Origin of the sequence: Amycolatopsis sp. NPDC058986 (assembly GCF_042741125.1) — a bacterium.
Lineage (GTDB): Bacteria > Actinomycetota > Actinomycetes > Mycobacteriales > Pseudonocardiaceae > Amycolatopsis.
Genome location: NZ_JBHYJW010000001.1, coordinates 14,681 through 31,529, shown reverse-complemented (window position 1 = coordinate 31,529; position 16,849 = coordinate 14,681). Strand labels below are relative to the sequence as shown.

The window sequence follows — 16,849 nt, the reverse complement described above, 5'->3', positions numbered from 1 at the left end:
ATGTGTGGCGTCCACCCTCATGACCAGGTCGGTCCGGACGGGCGGCTTGCTGCGGGCCAGTGGCGGTGGCCCCTGGAGGCTGACCGGCAGCTCGGTCGGTCTGGTTGGTCCTCCCAGCGTTCCAACGGTGTGTCTGGTAGATACTTTGGCTCTGAAGGGAGCGCTGGGCGATGATCGCTGTCTCCGGAGGCGGGCACCGAAGCTCATGATGCGCCCGGAACCAGCGAACTTTCGCCGAAATCGACTCGCCTGGTCCCTCAGTGGGCAGGAGAATGGCGGCCCCAGGACACACGGATGCGGCGCACCTGCTGGCCCGCGCTCGTGCGCGAGTCGGAGAAGACGCCGTTGATTACCACGACCTGGCTCGCAGCGGCAGTCCAACAGCAGTGCGCCCATGCGCTGCTCGACGGCCTACGCCGCCAGCGCGGTGACACCGCCACTCCGATGCCGTGGCCAACCTCGATGCCTGGCTGCCGACGACGGCGTTCACATGGGTGAACACCGCGTTCCCAAGGTGCCCTACCCTGTGCTGAACAGCCAGTTCCTGCAGCGCCCACGGCCGCTTCGCGTCGAATCCGCTAGCTGGCACGGCTACCGAAGACCGACATCGGAATATTGGCAGCACATACGTAAGAAGGGGTATCGATGTTCACCACTTCACCACGGCCGACGTTGAGAAGGCGAAACGCAGAAGTGCTCGGAAGTATGATGCCGGCGACGGTGCCCGGTAGTCGCTGACCTGCTGCGATCAGCTCTCTTCTCGATCAGGTCTTGGTATCACAGCGATTCACGGCATCAGCTTATTACTGTGCCACGAAAGGCGGACACGTGATTGCCGTGGATACTCGTCAGACCGTTCGGGCACGTCTCGTCGGTCGAGCATCCTTGTTCACCTATTAGAGTTGCATGTCCTTGTTCAGTCATCCGCGCACATGAGATTTAATGTCAGAGAAGAATCGAGCTTGGTTGCACATGGGAAACCAAGGTCCAGGGAAACGACTGCGCCATAAGGCTATCCGGAGGCCTATTAGCTGGAGCCTATGGATGAAGGTGTCTATCGTTCTGGTGTTACCCGCAGTTGTGGCACTGGGTCTGGCTGGTACGCGAATACGTGCGGAGATTATGCGGGCAGACACTCTCAGCGCACTGCGCGACCAGTTGCCTGTGGTGCGAGGAATCGCCGAATTGGCAGACCTCCTCAGCAGAGAGGCAGGAGAATCGGGGGCTGGAAGTAAGGTAGTTGCCGCCCAGGTTGACTCCAAGTCCTCCGGCATCGCGACCGAGGCCGATTTCGCGAAAATGAACCCGGATGCCAGGCAGCATCTGAAGGTGACGCTGCTCCAGCTCAAGGAATTTCGCGGTCGTCAGGCCCGTACACAGGACATTGCAATTGATACATGGAGGTATCACGGTCTCGTATTCGCCTTGAGTGGGATTATCCCGGAGACGGTCAGCGTCGCAGGCGACGACGGTCTCAACTCCACCGCGAATGCCGTCGCGGCCTTGTTCCGGCTACGGAGTGGTCTGGCGCGTGAACAGATCCAGCTTCGCAGTGCGACGCAGGCCCTGCGGACGGACGCCGCGCTGGTGACCGCTAGCCAGCTAGCAACGGAAACGGTAGTGCTCGGCGACGAGGTCGCGCGTGTCATTCCGCCCGGTATCGCCTCTCGATTCGCCGTGGCGAACTCTTCTGCCGCGAAGCGGCGGACGGCCGTGGAGGAGGCACTGACCGGCGAGCGTGCAGCAGGCCTGTCGAACATGATCGGGCCGATCGGCTCCGACTTCAGCGCTCTCGGCGGCATCGTTAGTGAGCTTGTCGACTCGCTGTCGAGCACTGTTGAGGCGCGGACAAGTCAGGCTCGCTCCGATGCGCTCCGGGATGCCGCATTGGTGCTCGGTGCGCTGCTCGGGGCTCTCGTCGTAGCTCTGTACGTAGCACGGAGCCTGGTCATGCCGATGAAACAACTACATTCGGCCGCCTTGGAGGTAGCCCACCGCCGGCTGCCCAACGCCCTCGACCGGGTGCTGTCCGGCGAGACAGTGGACTGGCGATCGGTCGAGCCTATGTCGCTATCTACTGGCGAGGAAATCGGCCAGCTCGCTCGTGCCTTCGAGGAAGTGCATAGGCAGGCGATTCGTCTGGCCGGACAACAGGCGAAGCTGCGGGCGCAGGTCACCGAGATGTTTGTCACTCTGTCTCGGCGCAGTCAGTCCCTTGTGGATAAGCAACTGTCGGTGATTGAAGAGTTGGAGGCGGACGAACGAGATCCGCACCGGCTGGCCCTCCTATTTCGCATCGACCACATTGCCGCGCGGTTGCGGCGCAACGGCGAGAACCTCCAAGTGCTCGCCGGGGCCAACCCTGCACGGCACGACCGGGCCCCGGTGAGTGCCGCCGAGCTGATGCGCGCGGCCGCCTCCGAAGTCAAGGACTATCGACGAATCGCGTTCGGGAATGCGCCCAGCGCGTTGGTGCTTGCTCTGCCAGCAGCCGACGTGGTGCACATCCTCGCCGAGATGATCGAAAACGCGACCCGGTTCTCGCCGCCCGACAAGAAGGTTCTCCTCACCGCCGAGCGCACTGCGCACGGCGGATTGCTGATGGAGGTTGTCGACAGTGGACTCGGTATGGCACCGGAGGATATTGCAGCGGCGAACGAGCGGCTGGCAACCATGCACTTCGCCGGACCGGAGACGGTAAGGCGGATGGGACTGTTCGTGGTCGGCCGGCTGGCCGCGCCACTCGGTGTCACGGTGCGGCTACGGCGAAATCCCGGGCCCTCCGGCATTACCGCCAGCATTTATCTACCCGCCGAACTAGTGGTCACCGACGCCGTTCCCTCGTCTCCCGAGCTGTCTGCCGTACAGGGAAAAACCCAGCAGGCCAGCACAGCGGCGAGCACTGGGGCGGCAATCAGGCAACGTGACGAGTCGGCCATCCAAGACACCCAACCGATGACTTCGGTTCGCGACATCTATACGCCAGCCAAGATTCCAGTCTTTGCTCCGGCTGCCTCAGAGCGGCTGGAGAACGACCGCGGACGTCACACGAGCACCACCGGCTGGGCCGACTGGTTCATGCCGACCGATGAGCCAGCGCGAGCGGCACGCAGCACCGTCGAACCATCAAACAACGCCGCAGTCACGAAGGCTGGCCTACCGGTACGCGAACCTGGTGCGCAACTCGCCACTGGCGCGGCGCCGGCACCACAGGTGTCAGCCGAGACCACGATCGAATCTCGCGACCCCACCGCGATTCGACGCAGCCTCGTCCGGCATAGCCAAGGGCTCCGGGCAGCACGGGCTCACGTAGCTGATCCGGCATCGATCAGCGAGAGCCCCGCACAGGAATGAAGACCATTCATCCACGCCACTGGGACACGGTACACATACCGCTCGAACACAGGCAGGAAGGGACCATGGACGCCCGACTACCGGACTCGCCCCGGCCGTCACTCGACTGGCTGGTGTCGACATTCACGCAAGAGACCGCTGGAGTGGTGCACGCAGCGCTGATGTCGGCGGACGGGCTGCTCGTGGCAGCCGACGCCCAACTGTCCCGCGACCGAGCAGATCAACTGTCCGCCATCGGGTCCGGGCTGGCGAGCCTCGCGGCCGGCGCCGCGTCGCTGTTCGCTGCTGGGCGGACGGTGCAGTCGGTCATCGAGCTGGAACAGGCTTACCTGCTTCTCATGAGGGTCGGAGACGGGTCCCACTTCGTCGTGCTGGCGAGCGCTGGCTGCGACATTGGCCTGGTCGGCTACGAAATGACTCTTCTAGTGGATCAGGTCGGGAAAATGGTAGACACTCCGGTTCGCCAGGCGCAGGGCTCCGAGGCGAAGCGATGACGGGAGTGCACGAACCAGATGCCGAGCGGCTTACGCTCGGCGCCGCGCCTTCATTAGCGCGCCCATACTCCTGGACCGAAGGCCGTACTCAACCAATGACCGACCTGCCTGTCGAGGCACTCGTCCAGACCACGCTCACCGGCAGTGCCCTGTCCCACAACAGTGCCGACCCGAGATCTGTGGTGACCCGATTGTGTCTGCGACCCCGGTCCATGGCTGAGATCTCGGCTCTGATGTCAGTTCCAATCGGAGTAGCCAGGGTACTGGTCAGCGACCTGCTCGGTGCGGGCCTGGCACATCTTCACCACACGCTCACCGAGAACATGACCTGGGACAATCGGATTGAGCTGATTGAAAATGTCCTCAAAGGACTGCACAAACTCTGAACAGCAGTCCACGGTGCACCTCGGTTGCGCCGACAGCACAAAAGGAGTGACATGGATCAGATGGAGCATTTCGCCATGGGCCGGTGGCTCATGATCCTTGCGTACCTGACCTCAGCATTGGGCTGCGCAGTGGGACTTGCCTGTGCCGTCCGCGCCCGTCGTGCTACCACCTCGCAGGGGCGTCTGTCGTGGCTCGGCATGGCCGCGGTGTCCATCGGCGGCGTCGGCATCTGGATCATGCACTTCACCGCGATGCTGGGATTCGCTACGCCCGGTATGCCGGTACGCTACGATATTCCGAATACCGCGCTCTCGGCGGTTCTCGCCGTGATCGCCGTGTTCGTGGGCCTTGTCGTGTTCGACGCCCGGACCGACTTCGCTTGGTGGCGGCTGATAGTCGCCGGGTTAATCACCGGGCTCGCGGTCAACATCATGCACTACACCGGTATGCGAGCCGTGCATGTCCAGGGCGCTATCAGTTACGAGCCGACCCTGGTAGCACTATCGGTCGTCATCGCTGTTGTGGCGGCGACCGTCGCGCTGTGGTTTACCGCGAAACTCGATCTACTCGTCCACCGATTGCTCGCCTGCGTGGTTATGGCGATCGCGGTCACAGGAATGCACTACACGGGCATGGCCGCGGTGCGGGTACACCTGGCTGCAGCAGCACCGCATCCAGCAGGCGTCGAGGTCTTCTCGTTCGTGTTCCCTGTGTTCGTAATTTCCGGGTTCGCTCTGGCGGTCCCAATCACTGCTGTACTGGTGACGGGCACTTCCCCTACTCCAGGCCCGTGGTCGTTTCAGTACACGGCAGACAAGGACAAGTTGTCCACGGAGCATCTGGCCAACTACAAGATCGGCTAACACGATTATTGCAGCCCGTTCGCCTGTGGCATAGCAACTATAACAATCGCCGGGATACCTACCAGCAGCACAAAGAGTAAGTGGGTCGCCCGACGCAGGTACCTGCAAACTGTATTCTCGCCGAACCGGAAGGCCCCCGAATTCAGGGATGCCTATGAAAAGGGGATGAAACACCATGCACCCTGACGATGACTCTTCCGAAAATGCATTTCCTTCCAAAAGGACACGAGCCCCGCAAGTATTCGAAGAACTGCCAAGCGGTTTAGGTGCACTGATCCTGCCTGAGCTGCCGAGCTTGGCAGACGAAATCGTCCGCCGGGTTCGCGAGACGATCCCCGAGTATGGCATGGCACTGGACGGGCCATACGCACAAAAGATCCGCCTCGGCGTCGAACACGCACTACGCCAGTTCGCAGATCAGATCATCGACCCTCGTTTACCGCAAGACGAACGCGCCGAAGTGTACCGCGCGCTCGGCAGAGTGGAAGCCCGCGAGGGGCGGAGTCTCGACTCCCTCCAATCGGCGCTTCGCACCGGCATGCGCGTTGCATGGAAGAGGATCATCGACTTCGGGCAGCGCGCCGGTCTGCCACAGCGGACCATCTGGCTGCTTGGCGACGCTGCGCTTGCACACATGGACTTACTGGCCGGACTCGCCGTGGATGGATACACTCAAATACAGACACGTACCGCAGGGAACATCGAACGCGCACGCGGCCGCCTGCTTGACATGCTCGTCGGCGACGCGTCCATTTCTCACGACACGCTATTGACTCTTGCCCAGCAGGCCCGATGGTCGATTCCACAAAAGATATGCGGTGTGGCGCTATCCAGGATAGTTGATTCAGGCGCACGGCCCTCGGCACACTGGCCAGGGTCCTACCTCGTCGACCTAGAGCGCGACGTGCCCTGCCTGCTCGTACCGAACCCACGAGGACGCTCCTGGTGGAACGACGCAGCCCGGTCACTGGCCGGTTGGCACGCGATGATCGGTCCCACCGTGCCGCTCGCGGACGCCGCCAAGTCCCTGCGACTCGCGGTTGAGGTGTCCACAATAGTTACCGATGATCACCTCAAGATGACCCCGGCCACATGGTGCGTCGACCATCTGCTGACAGCATGGCTCATGCGGGACTCGTTCCTGGCCACGCAGCTCATCGAGACCCGGCTGGCGCCCTTACGTGACCTCACCTCTAAACAGCATGTACGGTTGCGCACGACGCTGCTTGCCTGGCTGCAAACGGGTGGCAGCCTCACCCACGTAGGAGCGGAACTCGCAGTACACCCGCAAACGGTGCGCTATAGAATGCGACAAGTCGAGAACCTGTTCAACGACCAACTCTCTGACCCCATCGCGCGCCTGGAGCTCGAACTTGCCCTTCGCGCATTCGACATATACCAACGCGCGGGAAGTCGCGAACCCACATCGAATTGACGAAAGGGCATCGAACGCGACGCTGAACAAGCAGCCTGTCCGCGCACTAAGCTTCCCGCTGTCCAGACGGCCAGCCCATCCAAAAAAGATGACCAAGTAAACGAAGCCTCCTTGCCCCAGATGATGGGTTGTGCAGCGGCAGTACTCGGGCACGGCCGGGCGGACGGAGAACTGCCATCGATACGCTCCTGGCCACACCTCTCTGTTCACGGGCACGCGATGATCGAACGGGAATTATACCAGCCTGAGCTCTAGCCAGTCCTGACGCGAGCGTCTGCGTCGCCGGGCTCCATACCGGGGCGGGCACACAAGGCGAAATTGACCCGAGCGCAACTGCGCTCGCTGCTGAAAAAGGCCGGCAGGCACCGCGGTGTTGACGCCGAAGCTGACCGGCTTCGAGGCCTATTCCGACACGACCAACTCCGTCAGCCCCTTCACGTCGAGCACGCATACGGCCAGCAGACCCTGGCGTTGCTGCGCGTGCTCAACGCTGACGGCGCTCTTTGAAAGTCCTCAGGGGTACTCAGTGAAATTCCCCAGCTGAGGTGTGCAGCGTAGCGTGGGTTATCGGTGGAGTGGGATCACTCCGTCGGGTGCTGCGAGGGGCATCTGCGGTCGGGCGGCTTCGGGTGTGGTGAGCAGGGCGACGATGGTGACCGGACCGCCGCAGTGTGGGCAGTCGCGTTGCGCGGCCAGCTGCGGCAGCGGCGCGGGCGGCGGGGCCAGCGGGGCGGCCGCCGGCGGCGGCCCCAAGGGCCTGTCAGGGTGGCTGCTGCGTTCAACCTCGCGGCGGGCCGCGGCGGTGCGTTTGCACTCGGGCGAGCAGTAGCGACGGGTCTTGGCCTGGCGGCCGGTCGCGATGAACGCTTCCCAGCAGATCGGGCAGGTCTTGGGGATGGCGTTGGTGTTAGGAGACATGCGAGTTCACCGCCTTGCGCAGTTTGTCCGATGTGGACTGATGGGTGCGGAGCCGGTAGGAAGGGCCGTCGATGCCGACTACGGTGGCGCGGTGCAGCAGCCGATCGAGCATCGCCGCGGCGACGGTCGCGTCGCTGAAAGCTGTTGCCCAGTCAGCGATCCCGACGTTGGTCGTCAAGATCGTCGAGCTCTTCAGGTAGCGCTGTTTGATCACCTGGAACAACGCGGACGCGCCGTCGCCGGGCAGCGGCAGGTAGCCCAGCTCGTCGATCACCAAGAGTTTCGGGCCGGCGAAGAAGCGCATGCAGGTCGCCCATCGGCCCTCGATCGCGGCTTTGTGGCAGCGGGCGGCGAGGTCTGCGGCGGTGGTGAAGTAGACCCGGTGCCCGGCCTCGACCGCGCCGCGGGCGAGCGCGGTGGCGAGCATGGTCTTGCCGACTCCGGGCGGGCCGACGAGCAACGCGTTCGACGCGTCGTCGAGGAACCGCAGGGTGGCCAGGTCGCGGATGAGTTTCTCGTCGACGCCGGGCTGGGCGGCGAAGTCGAAGTCGGCCAGGGTCCAGGGATCGGGCAGGCAGGCGAACCGCCACCGGCTGGCCAGCCGTCGTTCCTCGGTGGCGTTGACCTCGATCTCCAGCAGCCGTTCCAGCGCGGCGGTCATGGACAGGTTCTCGTGCCGGACATCGTCCAGCACTCGCGGTAAGGCTTCGGCGGCGTTGTCGAGTTTGAGGTAGGAGAAGTGCGCCCGCAGTTGCTGGTAGCGGCGGGCCTCGCTCATCTGTGGTGCGGATTTGTTGGCAGACAACAGATCTCAGTCCTTCCCGGGTTCATCAGTGGGTGCGCTGTCCAGCTTCGCGGCGGTGGCCGCGTAGGCGGACAGGTCGATCACGACGTGGGCCGCCGGCCCCGTCGCGGGCAGGCCGCGCAGCCTGGCTGCTTCGGCCAGCGCCGCCGCCGAAGGTGGGCGGCGGGTCTTGTGGGTGCAGGGCCGCGCGGTGCTGAACGCGCCCAGCACGGCCCGTTCCAGGGCTAGTGCCTCATCAAGGAACGTTGACGTGGTAACCGTGTCGCGTGGACATTCGGGCTGGTGAGCGTGAGGCTGGCCGGTGGAGGTGAGTCATGGCGCGTCAGCCTGAGGTGTTCGCGCGGTCGTTGGAGCCGGAGGAGGCCCAGCGGCTGGTCAAGATCACGAGGTCGGCCCGGGATCGGGTGCGGCTGCGGCGATCCGGGATCGTGCTGGCCTCGTGGCAGGGCCGGTCCGCGGGGGAGATCGCCGCGATGTTCGCGGCGACCGAGGGGTATGTGCGGGAGGTGATCCACGCGTTCAACACCTCCGGCTTCGCGGCGCTGTCTCCAAAATGGAGCGGCGGCCGACCTCATAAGGTCGGGCCGGCCGCCCGTGACCAGATCTGCCGCATCGCCGCCTGCAAACCGACTGAGTTGGGTTGCCGTTCACCACCTGGAGCCTGCCAAGCTGGTCAGCTACCTCGCCGACCACGCCTGGATCGTGGCGAGCACCGAGACCGTCCGGGGAGATCCTGCGCCAGGAGGGCGTGTCCTGGCAGGCGAGGAAGACCTGGAAAGCCAGCAAAGATCCGGACTTCGTGGCCAAGAAGACCCGCATCCTCGACCTCTACGACCACCCGCCCGCCGACGGACGAGTGATCTGTGTCGACGAGTTCGGGCCACTGAACCTGCAACCCCGACCCGGTCGTGGCTGGTTCCCCCGCGGCCACCCGGCCCGCCAGCGCGCCACCTACACTCGCATCAAAGGCATCCGGCACATGTTCGCCGCGCTCGACCTCGCCACCGGTCAGATGTTCTACCGGTTCCGTGACCGCAAGCGCTGGCCGCAGTTCCTCGACTTCTGCAAGCAGCTGCGCCGCCGTTTCCCGGCCGGGAAGCTGTATTTGATATGTGACAACTACGGACCGCACGGCAAAGCCACGGCAAAGCCGAGGTCACCACGTGGTGCACGGCCAACGGGATCGAGCTGGTCTACACACCTACCAACGCGTCGTGGCTGAACCGGATCGGATGCGAGTTCACCGCGGTCCGCTACTTCACCCTCGACGGCAGCGACTACCCCAGCCACGCCGCCCAAGAGACCGCCATCGACGGCTACCTGCGCTGGCGCAACCGCCACTGCCACCCGAAGCGTCACTTCGCGGTTAACTCCAAGATTCGCCGCCCAGATTACCTACCCAACGTTGCCTGATACGGCACTAGCTCGCCCGACACGACGACGCACCAGCCCCAGCCCGTCCTCGCTCCGGAGTGCACGGGTGAAAGTGTCCGGCTGACGGGCTCCCTGCTGGGGGTTCACGACGGAACGGAGTGGCCCTGAACGAACTATTGGTGTCACAAAACGATAATGGCCACAATGGTGGCCATGCACCCCGGCTACAGCGACGACCTCGCCGACACCTACAGGACTGTCGGAGTAGGGCACACGGAGCGTTGGCCGGCTCGTTATTCGGCCAGCGTGGCGTCGTTGATCTTCTGCTCGAGCGCTGCCTCGTCCATGAAGTAGACGTCGCGGACGATCTTCAGTGTTTCTGGATCGAATGTGGAGTAGCCGGTGCCGATCCACGTCACCTTCGGGCCGGTGCCGCCGGCGGTTCCCGTCACCTCGAAAAGGACGCCGATGGTGTCGCCCTCCAGGAAGGACGTCGCCACTCGCGGGGTCCAGTCGGGGAAGGTCGCGAACATTTCCTCGAATCCGGGGACCAGGGCCGACTTGTCGCCCACCGTCCCGCCCGCGCCGTTGACTACGACGCACTCGTCGTCGAAGTACTCAAGCACCTTGTCGAGATCGTGGGCGGCGACGGCGGCGCAGATCTCGTCCATCGTCTGGGTGTAGAGCGCGAGCTTGGCACTGGACACAGGATTCTCCTTCACGGGCGCGACAGCCCCGGGCCGAGCCGGTGGCACACACCACCTTGCTCGCCACCGGGGTGGCGACCTACACCAAGGAACACCGCGCTGGCCGACGGTTTGGTGCACTCTGCACTCGTGACGGCCACCACGTCTGCGCCTAGGCTGTTCGTCCAGCGCAGGTTTGGAGGCAACGGTGAACGCGAAGGACGAGCAGAACGAGCGGTCTTCGCAGCGGGTGCGCGAGCTGTTCCGTACCGCCGCGGCCAAGATGCAGGCGCACCAAGCCGAGATTGCGCACGAGATGTGGGCCGCAGGCCAGGAGAGCCTGCGTGAGCGTGCCCTTGCACAGGACCCGGTCCTGTCCGAAATGGATCGCGTCTACTGTGCGTCCACTTTGGCCCATTGGCTTATCGCCAACATCGACGATCCCGGCTGCCGGGTCGAGACGACGATGATCCCCGACACCCGCCACTACGCGCGCGACCTCGCGCTACGCGGGATGGACACCAACGATATCGAGGCATGGCGGGCGTCGCAGCGGATCGGCTGGTCCGCGTGGCTGCGGTTCTGCTTCGACACGACCGACGACAAGGAGGAGCTTCGCGAGCTGGTCGAGGTTTCCGGTGATTCCCTGGGGACCTATGTGGACGACTCGATGGCTGCGGTCGCGACGTACATCGACGAGGCGAGGGCGGAACTCGCCGCGGGGCCGGAAAGCGAGCGATTGGCGACCGTGCAGCTGCTGCTCCGCGGCGCACCGATCACGCGTCCCCGCGCTGAAGCCCAGCTCGGCTACGCACTCACCGGGCACCATGTCGCGGCGATCCTCTGGGGCGGCTCCCCTGACCAGCTCGCCTTCCTCGAAGACGCGGCCGAGCGGGTCATGCGCGCCGCGGGCGCCGCGCGCCGCCTGACCCTCGTCGCGGGGACGACGACGCTCTGGATGTGGATTCCGGCGAGTTCGGCGCCCTCCCGAGCCGAACTCGACCAGATCCTGGCGGACGTCCCTCACGTGCGGATCGCCTTGGGGCGGCCGGCGCCCGACGTGCACGGCTTCCGGCGCAGCCACCTCGACGCGGCCGCGGCGCAGGGGCTGCTCACGCGCCTTCGGTCCGGGTGCCGCGCCGTCCACTTCGAGGACGTTCAGCTCATCTCCTTGCTGACCAACGATCTCGCCGAGGCGCGGCAGTTCGTCGCGGACACGCTCGGCGGACTGGCGACCGCCGATCCGGTGCTGCGCGAGACCGTTCGGGTCTTCATCGCCGAGCAGTTCAACACCTCGAAGGCGGCCGACCGGTTGTTCGCGCATCGCAACACGATCGACCGGCGTCTGGTCCGGGTGGACGAGCTGCTCCCGCGGCCGCTCGCGCAGAACCCGGCGGCGGTGGACACCGCGCTGGCTCTGGTCGAGTTGCAGAGCGGCGAGTAGCGCGCCGGTCTAAAGCAACGACTGCGCGGAGTACCCGAGGTGACCCAGGCCGGCGTGCTCCGCGGCGTCGAGCTTCCGTGACACCGCTGCCATCACCGACGAGTCGACGTCTGCGCTCTGCAGCTCTCCGAGGACTTTCCGGGCGCCGTCCGCGAAGACGTGGATGGTCGCTTGGTCGGTTTCGTGGCGTCCGGACTCGATCGCGGCGGCCACCTCCTCGGTGGCGTGGCGCAGCAGTTCAAGGCCGTACAGCGTGGTGTCCCGGATCTCCTCGAGCGTGTGGCCGCGCTGCAGCAGGCAGGCTGTCGACTCGACGAAGCCGGCCAGCGCGGTCACGAAGAAAGCTCCGCTGCCCAGGTATAACCCCTTCGCGCCGCTGATGTCGTCGGACACGTGTCGCGAACGCCCGCCGAGCAGCATGAGGGTGGGCTCGTGCGCCGCCCAAACCTGAGCGGAGCCGGAAAAGACCAGCATCGCGCTCGGCTCGCCGATCTGTTCGGGGTAGCAGAAGGTTGCCCCGTCCAGGAAGGAGGCGCCTCGCTCGCCTAGCCATTGCGCCAGCGTTTCGACATCGTCGTGGGTTCCGTCGCTGAGGTTGACGACGGTGAGTCCGGCGAGGCTCGGCGCTGATTCGAGCGCGCCCCGGGCCCCGTCGATGTCCGACAGGCAGACGACCACCAGCCCGGCTTCCCCCACGGCCTCCGCGACGGACGCGGACGGCCGGACGCCATCTGCGGCGAGCGCTTCAGCCCGGTGCGGCGTCCGGTTCCACGCCGTCACCGCCAGGCCGCCGGCCGCGAACCTCCGCGCCAGCGCCGACCCCATCAACCCGCAGCCGAGCACGGCCACGTCGTACCGAGTCGCGTGAGTCATCGCAGCCGCCGCTTGAGGATCTTGCCGGTGGCGGTCGTCGGAAGGGAGTCGACGATCTCCACGATCCGCGGGTACTTGTAGCCGGCCATCTGTTCCTTGCTCCATTCCACGAGTTCGCGCGGCGCCACCTCGGCACCGCTGCGGAGGATCACGAATGCCTTGACCTCTTCGCCGTGGCTCTCGTGCGGAACACCGACGACAGCCGCGAGGGAAACGGCCGGGTGGGTCAGCAGAACCTCCTCGATCTCCCGCGGGTACACGTTGTACCCGCCCCGGATGATCATGTCCTTGGCCCGGTCGACGATGTAGTACCAGCCGTCCTCGTCCCGGCGGGCGAGGTCGCCGGTGCGCAGCCATCCGTCGCGGATCGCTTCGGCGGTCGCCTCGGGCCGCCCGTGGTAGCCCTTCATCACATTGTGCCCGCGGATGGCGATCTCGCCGATCTCGCCCGGGCCCGTGACCTCGGTCCAGTCCGGCTTGATCAGCTTCACCGCGACACCCCAGACGGGCTTGCCGATGGAGCCGGGGCGAGGCGGGGCCTCCGGGTCGCCGATCGTCGCCAGCGGTGAGGTCTCCGACAGCCCGTAGGCCTCGAGGATCCGCACGCCAAGGCGAGTGTCGATTTCCTTGATCAGTTCAACGGGGAGGGAGGCTCCGCCGGACATTCCGACGCGCAGGTTCTTGGCGATGCGGGCGACGTCGACGTCAGGGGTCAGCTCTCGCAGCAGCCCCCACCACATCGTGGGGACGCCTGCGAAGAAGGTGATGTCCTCTTCGGCCATCAGGCGGACGACGTGGGCGGCGTCAAAGCGGGGCACCAGGTGGAGCGTGGCCGCGGTCGAGAAGCCGACGTGCAGCTGAACGGTGGCGCCGAAGGTGTGGAAGAGCGGCAGGCACACCACGTGACTGTCGGCGGCCGGCCGGTTCCGGAGGATCCGGTTCGCCGTGAGCACGTTGAGCATCGTGTTTCCGTGCGACAGCTCGGCGCCCTTCGGCTGGCCCGTCGTACCGGAGGTGTAGAGGATGACCGCGGTGTCGGTTGCCTCGGTGACCACGGATTCGAACGTTTTCGGTTGTCCCGCAAGGGCATCGCTCAAGGTCTCCGCCGCGATCGAGGCAGGCGCGTCCGGGTCGGCAGGGATCAGGAAGAAATGCTCGACGGAATCGACGTCATCGAAGGCCTGCCGTCCCTCCTGGCCGGTCGGAAGCTCCTCCGTGCCCTCGAAGCAGAAATACGCGACCGCGCCGGCGTCCGCGAGGTGGTAGGCGATCTCGCGCCGCTTGAGCAGCACGTTCAGCGGTACGACGACCGCGCCCGCCTTGAGGACGCCATAGTAGACGATCGCGAACTCCGGCCGGTTCGGGCAGCTGAGGGCGACCTTGTCGCCCGGCTTGACGCCGCGTTCGGCCAGGAGGTTCGCCACTTGGCCAGCTGCGGCGTCGACTTCGCGGTACGTCATGCGTTTCTCGCCCAGCACCAGCGCGGTTCTGGCTGGGTGGTTGCGGGCGGAGTCCTCGAGGAGGACGGAAAGGTTCAGCATGGTGGCTCCTGTCGGCGACGTGGTGGCCGGGCCGGGCGCCGGGTGTGGTTCCGACGCCCGGCCCGGTGCTCATCGGGTGCGTTTACGCCATCGCCGACGCGATGGCCGACGCGATGCGCTTGACCGCGTCCCGGCTGGTCGTGCTGAGCGCGGTGAGCGACAGGTAGCCGTGCACCAGGCCCGGTTCCCTGATCAGCTCGGTGGGGACACCGCTTTCGGTCAGCTTGGCGGCATAGGCGAGACCGTCGTCGCGGAGCGGGTCGAAGCCCGCGACCGTCACGAGTGCGGGCGGCAAGCCGCTCAGGTCCTCGGCGAACAGCGGTGATACGCGCGGGTCGGCGCGTTCGACAGACGGCGGCAGGTACTGGTCGGTGAACCAGGCGATCTGCTTGGCGGTCAGTGCGGGTGAGTCGGCGAACTCGCGGTTCGAGGGCCGGGACCCAGCCAGATCGGTGACGGGATACATCAACACTTGAAGCGCTGGCTTTTGCCGGGCGTCGCGCAGCTTCTGGGCGAGCACAGCGGCGATGTTCGCTCCCGCGCTGTCGCCCGCGACGGCGATACGATCCTGCGGGATGCCCCACGCGGCGGCCTGCACGACGGCGTACTGCCAGGCAACCATCGCGTCGTTGTGTGGTGCGGGGTAAGGGTGTTCCGGTGCGAGGCGGTACTCGACGGACAGGATGTCCATGCCCGTGTGGTGTGCGAGCAACCGCACCGGACCGTCGTAAGCGGCCCGGCTGCCCAGCACGAACCCGCCGCCGTGGAAGAACACAATGAGCCCGGCGGAGGAGGTGCGCGGGCGGTAACGGGTCGCGGCGAGACCGTCCAGCAGCTGGAGTTCCTCCACCGTGCGCATCGGGAGCGGGCGCTCGCCATAGATCGCCGCGTCCTTCAGTTCGGCGGCACGCGCCTCTGCGGGAGTGAGGTCGCTGAAGTCAGGGGCTTTCGCGACAGTGGACATGAGCATCGCGATCTCGGGAGCCATCTGCTCGCCGTCCGCGTTCACCGGTGCTTTCACCAGTCGCTTCAACAGCGACGCGGGAAGCCGGCCGATGCCGACGCCGAGCTGTCGCTGCACCCAGTCCCCGGCCGAGATGCGGGTGGCCACGGTGTTCATCGCACCTGCTCCTTGCTTGCGGAGGCGGCACGGACCGCTGACTGTTCGCTGGCGGAGCTGAACTGCAGGTGGTCGTCGTAGAGCGGGCCCTTGAGCAGCCGCTTGTCGGCCTGGTACGAGGTGAGCATCCGCCATGGCAGCCTGGTGCCCTGTTTGGGCGTGGTGTCCGCGGCGCGGGTCACGTAACCCGCGTTGAGGTCGAGCAGCGGTTCGGTCGCCATCCCGGATTCGGCCACGGGCATGGCCTTGGTGTAGCCGTGCGCGTCCATGTGCCGGACCAGCCGGATGACGTATTGTGCGGTCAGGCCGACTTTGAGCGTCCATGACGAGTATTTCGTGTAGCCGAACGCGAAGGACCAGTTCGGCAGGCCGGACAACAGCATTCCGCGGTAGGTCACGCAGGAGCCGAGGTCCAGCTTCTCCCCATCGACCGTCTGCGGGATGCCGCCGAACATGCGCATGGTGAGCCCGGTCGCGGTGACGATCACGTCCGCCGGGATCTCCTCGCCCGAGGCCAGCAGGATGCCGGACTGGGTGAAGCGTTCGATCGTGTCCGTCGCGACGGAGGCCTTGCCCGCGGAGATCGCCTTGAAGAAGTCTCCGTCAGGCGTCATGCACAGCCGTTGTTCCCAGGGTTTGTACGGCGGGTTGAAGTGCGTGTCGACGGCATAGCCCTTGGGCAAGGCTTTCCGGGTCAGGTTGCGCATCAGCTTCCGCCCGGAGTTCGGGAACTTGAGCATGTACCCGACGAAGAAGAAGTCCCGCCACACATTCTTGAGCCGGGTGACGGCGTATCCGCGCCGCAGGCCGAGAATTCGGTAGAGCAGCTGGGAAATCTTGTCGATGCGCGGCAGTGTCATGATGTAGGTGGGCGTGCGCTGCAGCATCGTGACGTGTTCGGCCGCGCCGGGGCCGGTCGTCATCGCCGGAACCATGGTGATGGCGGTGGCTCCGCTGCCGATCACGACGACCTTCTTGCCCGCGTAGTCGTAGTCTTCGGGCCAGAACTGCGGGTGCAGGATGTCGCCTTCGAAGTCTTCGCGGCCTTCGAAACTGGGCGTGAAACCTTCGTCGTACCGGTAGTAGCCGGTGGCGCCGTAGACCCATTTGGTCTTGATGGCCACGGTTATCGGTTTCTGCCCCGGAACCGCGACCCGGACCTGCAGCGTCCAGGCGCCCTCGGCGCTGGACCAGTCGGCCGACACGACCTGGTGGTGGTAGCGGATCAGGTCGTCGATGCGGTGCTCGGCGGCGGCCTGTTCGAGGTACTCGCGGATCAGATGCCCGTCCGCGATCGCGTGCTCGTGGCTCCACGGTTTGAACTGGTAGCCGTAAGTGTGGAGCTCGGAGTCGGACCGGACGCCGGGATACCGGAAGAGGTCCCACGTGCCGCCGATCCGGCCGCGCCCTTCGAGCACGACGATCTTCTTGCCGGGAAAGGCGTCCCGGAGGTAGCACGCCGATCCCACACCGGAGACCCCGGCTCCGATGATGACGATGTCGGCGACCTCGGGGCGGGCGTCGTTGCCGGCCATGGTGAGCTCCTCGTCTCGAT

Annotated in this window: 16 protein-coding genes; 8 read left to right on the top strand and 8 right to left on the bottom strand. The window is 65.5% G+C overall.

Annotated elements, in window-relative coordinates:
* The first annotated feature begins 1,044 nt into the window (after positions 1 to 1,044).
* The 5 genes from ACFW0G_RS00135 (at position 1,045) to ACFW0G_RS00115 (ending at position 6,533) form a co-directional block, all read left to right on the top strand.
* A complete protein-coding gene (locus tag ACFW0G_RS00135) occupies positions 1,045 to 3,354 on the top strand; it encodes a sensor histidine kinase (protein WP_378322355.1) in 2,310 nt (769 codons plus the stop codon).
* Positions 3,355 to 3,419: 65 nt separating this feature from the next.
* Entirely contained in the window at positions 3,420 to 3,848 is a 429-nt protein-coding gene (locus ACFW0G_RS00130; RefSeq protein WP_378322354.1) for a roadblock/LC7 domain-containing protein, read from the top strand.
* Positions 3,845 to 4,234, top strand: a complete 390-nt coding sequence (locus ACFW0G_RS00125) for a DUF742 domain-containing protein (protein ID WP_378322353.1) — start codon at positions 3,845 to 3,847, stop codon at positions 4,232 to 4,234. The genes ACFW0G_RS00130 and ACFW0G_RS00125 overlap by 4 nt, the downstream gene beginning before the upstream one ends.
* A gap of 60 nt (positions 4,235 to 4,294) precedes the next feature.
* Positions 4,295 to 5,098 carry an MHYT domain-containing protein gene (locus ACFW0G_RS00120; RefSeq protein WP_378322740.1) on the top strand — a complete coding sequence of 268 codons (804 nt, stop codon included), beginning with the start codon at positions 4,295 to 4,297 and terminating at the stop codon, positions 5,096 to 5,098.
* 175 nt (positions 5,099 to 5,273) lie between these two features.
* Complete coding sequence (locus ACFW0G_RS00115; RefSeq protein WP_378322352.1) at positions 5,274 to 6,533, top strand: helix-turn-helix domain-containing protein; 1,260 nt, start codon at positions 5,274 to 5,276, stop codon at positions 6,531 to 6,533.
* 564 nt (positions 6,534 to 7,097) lie between these two features.
* Here the strand turns inward: ACFW0G_RS00115 and ACFW0G_RS00110 are convergent.
* From ACFW0G_RS00110 to ACFW0G_RS00100, 3 genes are read right to left on the bottom strand one after another with little or no spacing between them, the layout of a single operon-like run.
* Positions 7,098 to 7,451: a hypothetical protein gene (locus ACFW0G_RS00110; RefSeq protein WP_378322351.1), complete on the bottom strand. Its 354-nt coding sequence runs from the start codon at positions 7,449 to 7,451 to the stop codon at positions 7,098 to 7,100.
* The gene (gene istB / locus ACFW0G_RS00105) at positions 7,441 to 8,256 is read right to left on the bottom strand and encodes an IS21-like element helper ATPase IstB (protein ID WP_378322349.1); all 816 of its coding nucleotides are present in this window, start codon (positions 8,254 to 8,256) and stop codon (positions 7,441 to 7,443) included. Before istB ends, ACFW0G_RS00110 begins: the two co-directional genes overlap by 11 nt.
* Positions 8,257 to 8,262: 6 nt before the next feature.
* Positions 8,263 to 8,466 (bottom strand): hypothetical protein, encoded by a 204-nt coding sequence (locus ACFW0G_RS00100; RefSeq protein ID WP_378322348.1) that lies wholly within the window; start codon positions 8,464 to 8,466, stop codon positions 8,263 to 8,265.
* A 104-nt stretch (positions 8,467 to 8,570) separates the two neighbouring features.
* Between ACFW0G_RS00100 and ACFW0G_RS00095 the strand changes: the two genes are divergently transcribed.
* Positions 8,571 to 9,116: a transposase gene (locus ACFW0G_RS00095; protein WP_378322347.1), complete on the top strand. Its 546-nt coding sequence runs from the start codon at positions 8,571 to 8,573 to the stop codon at positions 9,114 to 9,116.
* On the top strand, positions 9,005 to 9,478 hold the full coding sequence (locus ACFW0G_RS00090; protein ID WP_378322346.1) for a transposase: 474 nt from the start codon (positions 9,005 to 9,007) through the stop codon (positions 9,476 to 9,478). The genes ACFW0G_RS00095 and ACFW0G_RS00090 overlap by 112 nt, the downstream gene beginning before the upstream one ends.
* A 445-nt stretch (positions 9,479 to 9,923) precedes the next feature.
* On the opposite strand, the gene ACFW0G_RS00085 is transcribed toward ACFW0G_RS00090, so the two are convergent.
* Positions 9,924 to 10,337 carry a nuclear transport factor 2 family protein gene (locus tag ACFW0G_RS00085; protein WP_378322345.1) on the bottom strand — a complete coding sequence of 138 codons (414 nt, stop codon included), beginning with the start codon at positions 10,335 to 10,337 and terminating at the stop codon, positions 9,924 to 9,926.
* Positions 10,338 to 10,524: 187 nt separating this feature from the next.
* On the opposite strand from ACFW0G_RS00085, the gene ACFW0G_RS00080 reads away from it, so the two are divergent.
* Positions 10,525 to 11,760 carry a PucR family transcriptional regulator gene (locus ACFW0G_RS00080; RefSeq protein WP_378322344.1) on the top strand — a complete coding sequence of 412 codons (1,236 nt, stop codon included), beginning with the start codon at positions 10,525 to 10,527 and terminating at the stop codon, positions 11,758 to 11,760.
* Positions 11,761 to 11,769: 9 nt separating this feature from the next.
* Here the strand turns inward: ACFW0G_RS00080 and ACFW0G_RS00075 are convergent, their stop codons facing one another.
* The 4 genes from ACFW0G_RS00075 to ACFW0G_RS00060 form a co-directional block, all read right to left on the bottom strand.
* On the bottom strand, positions 11,770 to 12,609 hold the full coding sequence (locus ACFW0G_RS00075; protein WP_378322343.1) for an NAD(P)-dependent oxidoreductase: 840 nt from the start codon (positions 12,607 to 12,609) through the stop codon (positions 11,770 to 11,772).
* Positions 12,610 to 12,629: 20 nt separating this feature from the next.
* Positions 12,630 to 14,174: a long-chain fatty acid--CoA ligase gene (locus tag ACFW0G_RS00070; RefSeq protein WP_378322342.1), complete on the bottom strand. Its 1,545-nt coding sequence runs from the start codon at positions 14,172 to 14,174 to the stop codon at positions 12,630 to 12,632.
* Between the two features lie 82 nt (positions 14,175 to 14,256).
* Entirely contained in the window at positions 14,257 to 15,294 is a 1,038-nt protein-coding gene (locus ACFW0G_RS00065; RefSeq protein WP_378322340.1) for an alpha/beta hydrolase, read from the bottom strand.
* Positions 15,291 to 16,829, bottom strand: coding sequence for a flavin-containing monooxygenase (locus ACFW0G_RS00060; RefSeq protein WP_378322339.1), 1,539 nt, complete (start codon positions 16,827 to 16,829; stop codon positions 15,291 to 15,293). The genes ACFW0G_RS00065 and ACFW0G_RS00060 overlap by 4 nt, the downstream gene beginning before the upstream one ends.
* Positions 16,830 to 16,849 lie beyond the last annotated feature (20 nt).

What these genes read in the sequence shown, in the direction of transcription:
- ACFW0G_RS00135 (WP_378322355.1), top strand. Translation starts at nt 1,045, where the DNA reads ATGAAGGTGTCTATCGTTCTGGTGTTACCCGCAGTTGTGGCACTGGGT.
- ACFW0G_RS00130 (WP_378322354.1), top strand. Translation starts at nt 3,420, where the DNA reads ATGGACGCCCGACTACCGGACTCGCCCCGGCCGTCACTCGACTGGCTG.
- ACFW0G_RS00125 (WP_378322353.1), top strand. Translation starts at nt 3,845, where the DNA reads ATGACGGGAGTGCACGAACCAGATGCCGAGCGGCTTACGCTCGGCGCC.
- ACFW0G_RS00120 (WP_378322740.1), top strand. Translation starts at nt 4,295, where the DNA reads ATGGAGCATTTCGCCATGGGCCGGTGGCTCATGATCCTTGCGTACCTG.
- ACFW0G_RS00115 (WP_378322352.1), top strand. Translation starts at nt 5,274, where the DNA reads ATGCACCCTGACGATGACTCTTCCGAAAATGCATTTCCTTCCAAAAGG.
- ACFW0G_RS00110 (WP_378322351.1), bottom strand. Translation starts at nt 7,451, where the DNA reads ATGTCTCCTAACACCAACGCCATCCCCAAGACCTGCCCGATCTGCTGG.
- ACFW0G_RS00095 (WP_378322347.1), top strand. Translation starts at nt 8,571, where the DNA reads ATGGCGCGTCAGCCTGAGGTGTTCGCGCGGTCGTTGGAGCCGGAGGAG.
- ACFW0G_RS00070 (WP_378322342.1), bottom strand. Translation starts at nt 14,174, where the DNA reads ATGCTGAACCTTTCCGTCCTCCTCGAGGACTCCGCCCGCAACCACCCA.
- ACFW0G_RS00065 (WP_378322340.1), bottom strand. Translation starts at nt 15,294, where the DNA reads ATGAACACCGTGGCCACCCGCATCTCGGCCGGGGACTGGGTGCAGCGA.
- ACFW0G_RS00060 (WP_378322339.1), bottom strand. Translation starts at nt 16,829, where the DNA reads ATGGCCGGCAACGACGCCCGCCCCGAGGTCGCCGACATCGTCATCATC.